Here is a 12,787-nt window from a genome sequence, read left to right as displayed (position 1 = left end):
AAAACTGGTCACTGACTATGAGTTGGGCGTTCCAGTTCGAACAATCGCCGACAAGTATGGGCTTCATCGTGGGACCATCTCGACGATTGTCCGTCGCGCGGGCGGTGAAATCCGGGGGGCTGGGCTCGACGCAGAAGCTAGCGCACTCGCCTCAGATCTCTATTCGAGTGGGTTGACTCTCGTTCAGGTTGCCCGAAAGTTGAGGATTGGAGACGAGGTAGTTCGACGAGCGGTGCTCGAACATGGAGGGCAGATCCGACCACGTGGGCGTCGCGGCGGCGGCGATTCCCGATAGGTCGCCCCGGACAGCTGGGGAACCATCACCCGAAAACGCAAAGTTGAGGAAAGTGTGGCCCAGCAGCAAACGGTTACGAGGCGATTTACCTTGGCGCTTTTCGAGAATGCAGCAGTTCCATGAAACTTCAATCCCGATGATCATGAGATCCAACAGTACGGTTGACTCATGATGATCGGATATTTCCGGCTAGGTCAACGATGACTGTCGGCGTATTGGTGAGTGGCGAGGCTGTTCCGATAAGTACAGAAATATCTGATGGGTTCAGTTTCCCGCACGGCTCCCGCCCAGAATTGCCACGACTAGGGTGTTTTTGGACCTTGCCAGGCGCTTACGACCCTGTCGATATGGGCAGGTAGCCCCTTTCGGCGTTCAGGGTCAGTCCAGCTCGCGATGAAGTCAGGGTCGTTACTCTTCGGCGGGTCTGATACGTCCCTTACCCGTACGGCCACAGGTACGCCCGTGCTTACACCGGTGACGAGGGCATGTTGCTGAGCAAGCCCGGGAAGTTGATCTAGTAACGCCCTGGAGCTCAGTGCTGTCGCGTGCCTCAGCAACGCTTGATCAGCCTCGTGGGTGAGCCGATGCGCGATCACAGTGCCGCACTGCGCCACAACCGTCTCACTGAGTTCACTCGGACGCTGGCTCGCAAGCAGCAAGGATAAACCAAATTTTCGTCCTTCCTTCGCTATCCGTTCAAAAACTGCGGTCGACCTCATCCCGGTACCACTAGCCTCCAGACGAGCTGGAACGAACCGATGAGCCTCTTCGAGAACCAAAAGTAGCGGGTGTTCTGCCCTTGGGTTGCTGCGAACTGAAAAATCGAAGAGAATTCGACCAAGTAGAGAGGTGACACTTTCAAGCACGTCACTCGCGACCAAGCTGAGGTCAAAGATAACCACAGATGGACCCGTTCCATGGTTTTGGCTTTGAGTGTCGTATGTTGCTGAGGCTGGCCAGTCTGAACCTGAATTACCTTTTGTCGGATCTTCACCCATGAGTAAACGAAGATATGATCCGAGCGGATCGTCATGTCGCTCGATACGGGTCATAAAGTCATATCGCCCGTCAGCCAGAAGCCGGCTTAAGCGCATCTGCAACGTTGCTACATAGCTACCAATTCGATTGTCGTTCGCCTGTTCCCTCTGAATGCGATTTGGGAGGAAAAAGTCGCACAGCTGTTGGAGTTCGTAGTAAACGGGAGCATCAAAGTCCGCACCGGTGGAGGCACTGCCAATTCCGAGTGCACCGAGTGCGCCCACAATTTCCACATTCATGGACGAAATGAACTGGCTCAAACGATGACGATGCAAAGCTGTGAGCGGCGTGTATCGTTCTCCGTCTCGGAGAGCGGATGAAGTCATCACCTGTGAAACGAGAGATTCCATGTTCTGCCAGCGAGATTGGATTTGCGTCCCTTGGGAGGCCTGCCATTTCGTCAGCCCTTTGAGGGACTCCAATTGGCGAAAGGCTGGCGATTCGCCGTCCATAGCGTTTGAAAAGTAGGACTGGATAATCGCTAGCGTACTGCGGACGTTTTCAAGGCTGTCAGCTTCTGCTTGCGAGTATGCGCCTGCGATCCTCGCATCTGCTACAGCTCGCTGAACCACGGGAGCTTGCACACCTTCGCTTGCGCGGAATAGGGATAGATGCTCCTCGTTGTTCATGAACCAATGCGGCAAGAAGAGTCCAGATTCTGCTCCTGGTTCGGGGCCGAGAATCAGGGGCCGGCACTTCTTTCCACGAGGAGTGTCCTTTGCGAAGGACTGAGCATATTCGCCATTGATGTCGAATATGACAATGTGCCCACTTGGAATGTCGTGATCGAGAAGGCTGTCGATTATCGCTGTAACAGTACAAGACTTGCCGGAGCCGGTCGATCCCACAACAGCGCAGTGATGTCCAAGGAGCAGATTGGCGTCAAGGTAGACGTCTTGCTCCGCTGCGACCACAGATGATCCAAGACGCAGCGAGGAAACGTCTTTGGGTAAAAAGATGTTCTTGACTTCAGGGGGTGTCGCAGTTCTCACGGGAGCGTGTAGCGACGGGTACGCAGTCAAACCTGACTTAAACTTCTCGCCTTCAAACCGACCAACGACGGCGGCCTCAAGCTCATATTCAGCCTGGTCATCTTCGCTTAGTAAGTCGCGTCCGGCCTGTCGGTCGTGACCTCTTACAATCGAGACACCAGTAACTATCGCAACAACTCGATGTGCCCCTGCCGGTGCCGTGATGTAAGAGTTGACGACACCCACGGTTTGGAGTCCGTCGGGACCTACCTTGGTGAACCCCTTCGAGCCCATTTCGAGCGAGACTCGGATCACGGTGCTCTGCACCGACGAAACTCGTCCAATTACGCCTACATCACTCATTATGTTTCTCTCCACGCGATGTTTCGGCCGCCGTGAACCGTTCGAGCGATTCGATAAGAGTCATTACTGCGGCAGGAGGATTTATGTTCATATCAAGCCCAGACTCGGGCAGCAGATCCACCATCTTCTCGAATTTTCCCGCTGACCCAGTCAATACTGCGATTCGGGAGTCATCAGCTGCGGCTAGTGCTCCGATTGGGGTATCGAGCACTTCGTGGTCGCGGTGAGCCAGGGTTTGTCCTACCAACTCGTCATCCAACATTGCTATGCCGAGTTCACGGCCACTCCCCAGTACCGCAAATGGATCAATCGCAAGAATATTGAGGGCAGGGTTGATCGCCAAGCTTCGCAGAAGAATACGATTTATATGTGGATCGCTGTATCCATACCCAATGGTGATGACAGCCGTGTCATTCTGCTGAACAGCATCACTCAAAAGCCTCATCAAATCTGAGTAAGGGTAAGAGAGAGAATCACCCTCCTTCGCTGTTGTCGGGTAAATCAACACCGGCTCATCAATCGACGCACTTCCTTCGGCTACTTGGATCACTTCGAGCGTTGTCACTCCAGCCGAACCATCAACGATTGCTTTCCAATTTAGGCTGCCGTGAATTTTGTGCAAGTACAGTGCACTGTCTGCACGGGCGACAACTTGTTGCGAGGCAGTCTCGACCCTATGGAAATCCAGTCCGTAGTAGGCGAGATTGAGTCTGCGGTCCACGGTGCCGCTGAAACCATCGATATATGGGTATCCAAGCTGATCCAACGCTCGTTCAATTACCAGGTCATAGTTTGTTGTGAAGACCTTTGTCCTCGGCAAATTGGAACGCCTGCTTCGGACAATTCGAGAGAAGAATTGTCGGTGGGCAGCAAGCGGATCGGAAAGCGATGAGTCTTTCCTCGGCAACTCGCAGGCTTTCGCAAAAGCGACGTTGATCTTCCCTTTGAGCCTGTCAATCTGATCCCGTGTAAAGCTCTTGGCTGAAGAGCCCTCACCAAAAGTCACCTTCGCAAGTGCGGCTTGCTCAGCGAGTGAAGCAGCAAGTTGAAGCCCGTTCAGAAGCTTCTCCAAATCCCCGTTATCATTTGGGTTCAAGAAAGAAAGTAGCTCCCGATCAGGGCCCTCGACGGTTTGCCCTGCAGCTTCAATGAGTGCGACCACTGCCTCGTTCTTGAGGTTGCGAGTCTGAGGTGAGTCCAGATGGAACGAAGCTCCGGAACCGATCAAGATCACTAGGTTATGTACTTGTAGAAGAGAAGCGAAGTAATCAGTCATAATGTACCGATCGTGCTCGGAAATCAACGACTTGACCTTCCCACCGACAACAAATAGTCCCCGGTCGCCATCGACCTCAAATGCCTCGCTCATGATAGTTTCTCCATGCTGTGCCGTGAAACGTCGTATCTCACGATATCTAGTTTTGTATCTGCTTACTGACCGCATCCTATTGAGTGCCTCAGCTAGTTGAGTTCACCTTGCTTACCTCTGAAAAGGGGCGCATTAAAGATTCCAGAAGAGCTTGGTAAAACACCAGTGCTCGCAAGGCGCCGGTCACCGCCAACAAGGGCAGTGCCCTTGTTCAAGTAGTCGATTTTCTTCCGCTGATGCCTCTCGCGGCAGTGGCACGTCTCACAGTGATGTGAGTAAGTGAAGTCGCACTCGTAGATTGATGCCTGTTTCGCCTAATTTGATCTCTTATTCCTTCCCAGCAGGGCCAGCCGCTTCACAAACCTAGTGGTGGCCATTGAACTGATGCTATCCAGTCCAGCCTTCAGTGCCGAACTATCTGGTCCTCCGTGTTTAGGGGGCAGCTTCGCAATGGATATTCCTACCGAATATCCCTAGACGATCTATGGCTGGTCTGTCTCAGGATGGGTATCGACGGCATCCAGTGAGGCAAAATTTGGTACCAAATCTCTCGTGGGAGAACTGAAGTTCGGTTGCCAACGGGTGTATCCGGTGGAAATAACTCAGCAGAGGACAAAACACAGTACCCTCGAATACGTGCAGGATTCCGTCGACGAGGCCTACCGCACTTGCTCTCAATGCGGTAGCGACTGCGAGCCTGATCCCTTCACAACTGGCAACGGGATTCGCATTGCTTTCATCTGCGCGCAGTGTGGGATTCACAGCGTCATTGATCCATTTGAGAGCAGTAGGTAGTGGCTTCCTGACCTTAGGTTGCTAGGCAACTGTCGAGGATGAAGGCGTCATCCGTACTCGTGGATGCCTCTTGCCTGACCCGAAGTCGATACTTTGACGCAGCGCCTATTGGTTAAACCATGAGCAATTGAAGTGACACTCTTCGCAAGAATCCTGAGTGATTGGATTCTCGGTGAAGCAGTGACGACATGTCCAGACCTCAGCCAGACGAGCATCACCAGCGCAATGGAAGCGGACCGCCGCATCACGGTCCTCACGCAGCTGAGATAACAAATCCGGGTATTCAGCCGATAAAGAAACGACGATTAGTGCAACTGCTGCACGCTGAGGGCTTCCGGATCGTCGATATCGCTCGATGAGCTCATCGCGTTCCACTGATGTAGCAATCGATACCGCAGTACTGAGGAAACGTCCCTGCCATGTCATACGAACATCAAGCTCTTCAATCACCGAGCTAACTCCCGAGCAGGCGGTATTGATGGTTAGATGGGCGGCCAGGGTAACGATGTCTTCAGAGCCCGAAGCAAAACACTTTGCGAGCAAGGTGGCCGCATCGCAACCCAAAGTCCGAACTGTTTTGCGCGTAGAAAGACTAGGAGTACAGATCTGACTAAGAATCTCGTCACCATCTTCAAGCAGGATCGCCCGCGCTTCCGATGCGAGTCGTCCACGATCGAGTCCATAGGCATCGACAACTGCTTCGATCCAGATCTGCTGAAGTTCCTGAGGAGTATCTAAAAGCTGTTGCATGCTTCCTACCGTCGACTCGCCCCATCGGATTACGGACACAAGCTCTGAGAGTTCTCCCCAACGCCAGGGTTCGGGAGCAATCCCTGGGTTGTCTTCTTCGGGCCAATCCGCCAATATCCTCAAGAGCCACCCGAGCCCATGCTTGTCAGCGAAGAGGTCCGTAATACCGGCCAATCGTTCGAATGCTGGATACAAATTGGAAAGATCAACCTTGTACCCACGTTGTGAGAGCTCAGTCGTCACTTTTTCGAAAGTTCCGTGGTTCATGCCCTTTGCCAACTCTACAAATTTGTCGGACGAACCCTCCGGCAGTTGATCCACGTATTCGACCGCCAGTTTTATCACGTCGGCAGCGCCCTCCATGAACCACATATCGGCGCTAATCTCTATAGTGCTCTCTGAAGTCTTAGTTGGAGGTTTCGCTGGTTTCGGCGAATTCAGCAGAGCGGTTATTCGCGTAACCTCGTCCTGGTCTAGAGCGCGCTGTAGTCTCTTAGCTTCTGTGAGCACTATGTAGAGTTCTAGAAGTTCGCGTTGTTGACCAGTGACTGAAAGTCCCAAGAGACGGTTGCGGTGGTGTGCTCTGTGCGCTGCTGTCGGACTGAACCTAGCTAGTTGGATAGCAAAGTGCCAACCGCCGCTGTCACTGGTATAACTTGTGATGCGCTCGATGAAGGACGTTCCAGGTGCTGCTGGCATCAAGTGATCTTCGGCAGCATCTGCAATTAGATCGATGATTCGTTTTTCTGTCGCTGTCGCTGTCGCTGTCGCTGTCGCTGTCGCTGTCGCTGCGCCTGGCCAGTTCCCCGCGAATCCATTTACCCACTGAACCGCCCGATTGCGCGTAAGCTCCGGAGCCCCCGGTTCCGCAGCTTCCAGGAGGTGTAAACGAAGTGAATAGTCGTTCTGCACCGCAAGTTGCACGGTCTGTCTTAGATCAGCGTCTTCTAGGGCAGCCAAGATCCAGGACTTCTTCTCCGAATCAGGTAGGTTTCCCGCTCGGCGTGCATCAGCAAGTTCCGCGAACTGACGGCTTCGAGCTATAAGTTCTTCGCCATTCTTGACGAACACACCGACTCGTTCGTCCCAAAAGTGAACGACCTGTCGTGCCAGCTGTTCTCTGAGTGGTTTGGCAAAGTTCCAGGGTTCGAGCTGCTGTTCCACAGCTGCTTCAGCAGCAGTAACTGTTGCTACTGCTGCTGTGTTGATTAGGCATCCAATAGTCACGAAGCCCTCCGTCAGCATTGAGGAGCGCATCTCAGTGTCAAGACCATCTGAGTGGCTCGACTTGAGGCGTTCCCAAGTCATGATGCTGTCGTCGATCACGTTGCTTAGAAGCTCGACCGAGTTTGTTGTCTCGCTCTCATCATTCACGATTCGGAGCGTTGCGAATGTCGCCAGTAGCGGAACTTTCCATATGTCGTCAGCTCGTTGTGAGGCTGTCTGCAATCGCCTAGTTCGTTCCTCGATCCAGGCTTCACGACCGGCAATATTTGTTGGGGCGAGGGCGCCGATGATTGCGGGTAAAGACCTGTCTAGACTCGTTGGTGATTCTAGCTCGACAGTGGGGAGCCCCAGCTGAAGTGCAGCATCCACCGCGCTTGGTCGAGTCGACAGTATGAAGCCGGTTGCTGGGGGTAGGTCTTGGAGGATCCTCGCGAGATGAGCCGCGAAATCTCCTCGCTTACTTCTGGCTTCGTCAAGCCCATCAACGATGAGAATGGCATTCCCGGAGAGGAGTGCTTCCCGCAAGGCGGATGTCGTCACGACTGGTTCGATGCCCCCCACGAGGCTGGAGGCCTGGCGAAGTAGGCTGTCAAGGGTAATTGAGGCCCCGGAACGAACCGTCGAAAGTGATTCCTTTAGATCAATAAGAATGGGTACGGGAGCTTTAACGTCTGACGCAAGAAATGCAGCGAGTTGGCGTAACGCCTCGCTCTTTCCTAGGCCAGGTAAGCCAGTTAGAACAAATCGTGTGTTGCGGCGAGCTACATGAATGAGGTTCGCAGGGGTTGATCCAGAACCCCACCGAACCTGCCAATCCTTTAGCAAATCATCGACATTCACATCTCCAATTCCAGGACTCAATGACGAAAGTGAAATCAGATCACGACGTCGTGAAACGACCTCACGGTATGCGCGAACTGCCCGTCGCTTAGCCTCGGTGGCCGCAACTGGCGCACCACCTATTTCAGCAGTGATTTCTAAGCCAGCGCCATCAAGAGCCGTCATCCAGTCGGTCATGTCTGTCCAGCGCCTGTTTGCTGCCGATTCTTGCATCCAGCTTCGTAGCGCGCGAAACGCCGAACCGGTTTCGCTAGTCGCCACAACCTGTCCTAGAAGTGCGCATGCAATCTGCTGCTGAGCATCGACCGGAGAGTCTGTTGCGCAGAGAAAGAACAAGGCGTCATGAACCATCTCGTCAGCATCTGCGCAACCTGCTGCTATGAGTTCGCGCTTCAACATGGCATGGATCTTGATCTGCCCATCATTCAGCGGTGCGGCATTATCATCGTTCAGCTGGTCGATCACTTTCTGAATGACGCGAAGATCACCGCGAAACTGATGTGCAACTAAACCCAGCCGGTCTCCCGGAGCATACGTCTGCCGGCACCACTGAGAAAGGGTCGCCCGCAAAGCAGCATCTACTCCTGCTGAACGTTTGCACTGTAGGTACCACTTCGAGCCATCGATCATCTCGACAACGATGTCGTCAACGGCCTCAGACGCTTCCAGATAAATACGGGCTGGGATCGCACCGGGGCGTCCTTCGACAGGTCGGCCGAGCATCCCGTGAACCGCTAGATAGGCGGCCGCTCCACTCCTGTGTAGGCTACCGAGTTCGTTGGCTGCACCACCAGTATTCCCGTTCGACATCGCCCTCCAAATTGCAAGGGCGCGTGGACTTCACAGCAGTGCCCCATTTAAGAGAACTCTATCGGCCAAGCTCTTCGCGCTATTAGAATGTATGGCTCGACAGTTACGAAGGCGGCTATTTGGGCAATGATCTGGGCGAGTGCGCGATCAACCCGTTGGACTCTGGCTGTCCAGTTGAGCTTGTGAAGGCTGCACGGATGCGTGCGCGAATCAGCAGGACCAGGCTGACTGGTCCCATAATGATGAGCTTTATTGCATTCCAGAAGCAAATGAACACAAGGAGGTTGAGCCATCCAGGGCCGCCCTCTGCGATGACTGTTGTAAGCGTGCCCGCGGCCAGGAGGTAGGGCACGGAGAGGAACATAGTGGGGATGCCCCATTTCAAGCCTCGTCTGGTGCGGATGATGTCGAGGAGGAGGTTGGTGGGCATGTAGCGGCGCAGGAATGTGCGGGTGTGGACGCTGAGAGTCCAGAGTTGGCGGATCATGACGGGATTCCTCTCACATGCACGACGGATTAACGGAAGCGGTGCGTGTGTGAGTGGCCGTAGCCTGCTCTAGGAGCGTCATATCAAGGAGGAAGCCGCCTCCCTTCAAGGGTACGACGCGCCAACGACATTCGGAAGAGGTGCTGTGGAGGAGCATTCACAATGCCCGACTGGAACTCTCGCGTTGTACCGCTCGTGACCGACCATCACTGGAATCCGTGATTGTGAGTTCCTGAAGTCGTAATACCGCTGCTTTGGCTCGTGCGGCATCGATCTTCTGAGCGTCACTGTCCGCTGCTGCGCCGAGCGGGGTCTTCGTAGTGATGCCATAGCGGTCGCGATACGAAGCCACCGTTCGGGCGTGCTCCCGCCAGGTTGCCGCGGAACTAGCGCCAACGGGTGTTTCTCCGAGCGCGATGACCCAGCTCTGCCCTTCTGCGATTGCTTGCTCGAGGATTGCATCGGCCCGGTACCGGATCAGGTCTCGTCGTTCGGTAAGGGCCTTCCGCATGTCGTTGCTCATCGAACCGGTCGCTTCGGGGATGAGTCCGGCTATCAAGCGTGCTGGTTTGCGGGTGCGGCCAGGTCCAGCGGGCCGGGCGACAGCGCGCGAGAGACGGTGATGGAGCACAGAGGCAATATCGTCGGCGTCGCTGAAGCCTCGGGCCGCGACGAGGCGCGGCATGAGTGCGGCTACGTTGTGATGGTTCGCTTCCGCACGGCGGAGCTCTGCGGTGAGCGCACCGAATGTGTCGGATTGGATAGTGTCTTCTGCTTCCTCTGGAGTGAGACCGGAGTCGCGGATGAGGGTTGCCCAACGGTCGTGTTGGGCGGCTTGGGCGATGGTTTCGTACTCTGCTGCGAGTTGCGCCACCGATCCCCATTGTTCTTGTTCGGCGATGATCATCTCGTGCGCTGACAGTTCCGCGCCGACGTGCTGGAGAACTCCGTAGAGCACGCTTCGTGCTGTTGCATCAGGGTTGTCGGTGGGGTGCGGGCCATCGTGGGCGTCGTCGGGCCGGTCGGTGGCAACGTACATCCGATTCATGTCCCGGCCGCGAGTCATCGCGACATACAGGTTCTCCCTCGTGGTGCTGGGGTCAGCGAGGAGGTGGGCTGTGTCTGTGGTGATGCCTTGGGCTCGGTGCGCGGTCACCGCGTACCCGAGCTCAACATGTTCGGCAACATATCCGGCAGGCAACATTACGACCCCGCGGGAGCCGGCGCGGCGGACGGTGAGCGATCCGTCATCACGAACATCGGTGACAGCCCACCGGTCTCCGTTGCGTACCCATCCGCGCCCGGCGCGGAGTCGTCTGTCATTGCGACGGGTGATGATCAAATCCCCAACGGCTGCTCGGGAGTCGTTGGGGAGTTCGACTTCGCGGAGGGCGTTCACGGTGCCATCGAGGATCAGGTCGGCGCGGGCACGCTGGTTCAAGGCGTGGACTGACTCATTAGAATCGGCGATCAGCACAGACGCGACCCCGGCGAGGGTGTCGGTACGCCAGGCGGTGTAGGCGGCATCGATCATCGTCTCAGTATCGCCACCGAGGATGCGTCCGCGGTCTGAGTAGGCATCGATCGCTTCGGTACGGCCGTGGCGGAGGTCGAGGGATGCGATCTTCTCCCAGGCGTTGACGAAGCGGTGCACGTCGACCAGCTCGGGGGCGTCGTCGCGGTCGTGAACGAGGAGGGCGAATGCGCCACCGGCGGTGACGGATTGGAGCTGTGCCCAGTCGCCCACCAGCAGCACCTTCGCCCCAGACTGTTGAGCAAGAGAGGTGATGCGGTCGAGGGAGAAGGTTCCGGCGAGGGATGCTTCATCGATGATGACCAGCTGATCTTTGCGAAACGGTGCGCTGGTTCGCTGGTGGATGTCCCACCATTTCGCGGTGTTCTCGGTTTGGATACCGAGGTCATCGGCGAGGACCTGCGCCGCGACCGCCGACGGCGCGAGCCCAACCACGCTGTCGAGTCCATGCTCACCCTCCCAGGCCGTGCGGAGCGCACGCATGGCCGTCGTCTTCCCGGCACCTGCGGGGCCAACCAGTACGTCCACCACCCGGCCTGACACGGCGACCGCCGCAAGCGCGGTGGCCTGATCCTCGCCAAGTATTCGCCCTTCACTGTCGGGCCGGGAGGTGACTTTCTCCACGACTTCGACGTGCAGCGTTGGTGCGGTGGTGGTCTTGGCGCGTTTGAGGAGTCGGTCTTCCGCAGCGAGGAGCTCTTCTGAGGAGTACACGGTCGAGGACTTCGGGCGGAACGTGCTCGTGCCGTCTTGCCGACGATACACAGCAGGGCTCGATGCCAGCTCGGGCGGAGTTAACCGGAGGGATGACTGTTCGGCGGCGTCCACTACCATTCCGACGATCGCTTCGCGGTCTCTGGTCGTGACGAACCTGAATTGCATGGTTTGACGTGCGGCTTCGGCGGTGAGATTCCATCTGCGCCATGTCGATCGTTTCTCTCCAACCGCTTCGACCACGCTGTGCCCGAGGGCCGCGACGACATCGAGCGGCATATCATCCGCACGTAGTAACTGCGGCGCATTATTCGCAGCAACCGCGCGCGCCCAAGTGGTGGCGTCTCTACTAAGGAGGTGTGTCGCGCGTGCACGCCACACAGAAGTGAGATCTGCGAGCGAACGAACCTGCTTCTCAGGTCGGGTGGCGAGCGTGGCCTGTGCGCGTAACCGCACGATTACCGCCAGCGTCGGCCGACGCCCATGAGTAGCGACGTACTGCTCGATCAGGCGATCAGTTTCTAAGTCGATATGGCGCGCACGAGTGGAGAACTCAGCCACAAGCTCCTCCGGCACCGTACTAATTGCCCACGCCGGGTTCCGATCGTGTCCCTTGTCTCGTGACTCCCACTCGACACCAAAGGCGCGAGTGAGGTGGTCAGCAAACACAGCCTCATGCAATTCCGATAACGCGACCGTTGCGGCGTGCAGGGGGCGGCCGTCGAGGGATCGCCACTTTCCGTCATGCGCGGTCTGCACCTTGTTTGAGATCACTACATGCGTGTGCAGATGCGGGTCGCCCGCGCGGGAATCGTAATGGTCGAACGCGGTTGCGATCACCCCCGTCACATCTGCTTGCGCAACCGCCCCGTTGCGCCCTGCCGCGCCGACGCGGGTTGCTGCAACTTCGCGTTCGATGAACGCAACCATCTCCGCAACCGCTGCGTGGTGCGCGTCCGCAATCAGCGATTGCATGCCCGCATCCGACACCGCCCACAGCACCGACGCGGACTTCGGAATTGAGAACGTGAAGTCGAACCCCGCAACGGCCTTCCGCGACCCCTTCATGGTCTCTTCCCTCTCGATTGCGGCGACCGCCTCCGCGCGCTCCGTCAGCGCGAGTTCGGGATCAAGTGCGGTGGTGCGTTGTTGGATGCGCTCGGTCACCGTCGGATAGTTCCGATACGCACTCCCGAGCGGATCACCTGTCACAGGGTCAACACCCCTACCGATCAGGAGTTGAAGCTGAGCCTCAGTGACCTGATCACCCACGACGATCGCACCACCTCCAAGGGCGGTAACCGCGGAGCCAAGCCACCGACCAGGAGGACTGCCCTTTTCTGAGTAGTAACGGGTCAAAGGTGTCGAGAGCATCCGGTCACCGTCACCCGCAGCAACGGTGCGCAGGAGGTACTTGTAACCGTCGCCGGCGGACATCACCCGCATCGAAACCGTCATCACACACTGCCTTCGTCTTGCTGACGAGGTGAGCGTCAGTAACCGTCGGAACGGTCAACTTTGAGTTGACTCGCGAACAGCGGCGGACCTCGCTTGCAAGAGGCGTGACAGCGCGTTCGAGCGAACCGCGAGAAAT

The 12,787-nt window shown here is 56.6% G+C and carries 6 protein-coding genes; all 6 read right to left on the bottom strand.

Annotation, left to right across the window (positions count from 1 at the left end; genetic code table 11):
• Positions 1 to 151: 151 nt before the first annotated feature.
• The 6 genes from D3226_RS11125 to mobF all read right to left on the bottom strand — a co-directional run bounded on the left by D3226_RS11125 (position 152) and on the right by mobF (position 12,651).
• A complete protein-coding gene (locus tag D3226_RS11125) occupies positions 152 to 439 on the bottom strand; it encodes a hypothetical protein (RefSeq protein ID WP_202382662.1) in 288 nt (95 codons plus the stop codon).
• A 158-nt stretch (positions 440 to 597) separates the two neighbouring features.
• Positions 598 to 2,667 carry an ATP-binding protein gene (locus D3226_RS11120; protein ID WP_202382660.1) on the bottom strand — a complete coding sequence of 690 codons (2,070 nt, stop codon included), beginning with the start codon at positions 2,665 to 2,667 and terminating at the stop codon, positions 598 to 600.
• Positions 2,660 to 4,036, bottom strand: a complete 1,377-nt coding sequence (locus tag D3226_RS11115) for an SIR2 family protein (RefSeq protein WP_202382659.1) — start codon at positions 4,034 to 4,036, stop codon at positions 2,660 to 2,662. Before D3226_RS11115 ends, D3226_RS11120 begins: the two co-directional genes overlap by 8 nt.
• Positions 4,037 to 4,936: 900 nt before the next feature.
• The gene (locus tag D3226_RS11110; protein ID WP_202382657.1) at positions 4,937 to 8,458 is read right to left on the bottom strand and encodes an NACHT domain-containing protein; all 3,522 of its coding nucleotides are present in this window, start codon (positions 8,456 to 8,458) and stop codon (positions 4,937 to 4,939) included.
• Between the two features lie 115 nt (positions 8,459 to 8,573).
• A complete protein-coding gene (locus D3226_RS11105; protein ID WP_237462787.1) occupies positions 8,574 to 8,945 on the bottom strand; it encodes a sulfate permease in 372 nt (123 codons plus the stop codon).
• A gap of 157 nt (positions 8,946 to 9,102) precedes the next feature.
• Entirely contained in the window at positions 9,103 to 12,651 is a 3,549-nt protein-coding gene (mobF, locus tag D3226_RS11100) for a MobF family relaxase (protein ID WP_202382655.1), read from the bottom strand.
• Between the last annotated feature and the right edge of the window lie 136 nt (positions 12,652 to 12,787).

Source organism: Leucobacter chromiireducens subsp. chromiireducens (genome assembly GCF_016758255.1).
Classification (GTDB): domain Bacteria; phylum Actinomycetota; class Actinomycetes; order Actinomycetales; family Microbacteriaceae; genus Leucobacter; species Leucobacter chromiireducens.
The sequence above is the reverse complement of the archived record's forward strand: the minus strand, read 5'-3'. Positions and strand labels throughout refer to the sequence as shown.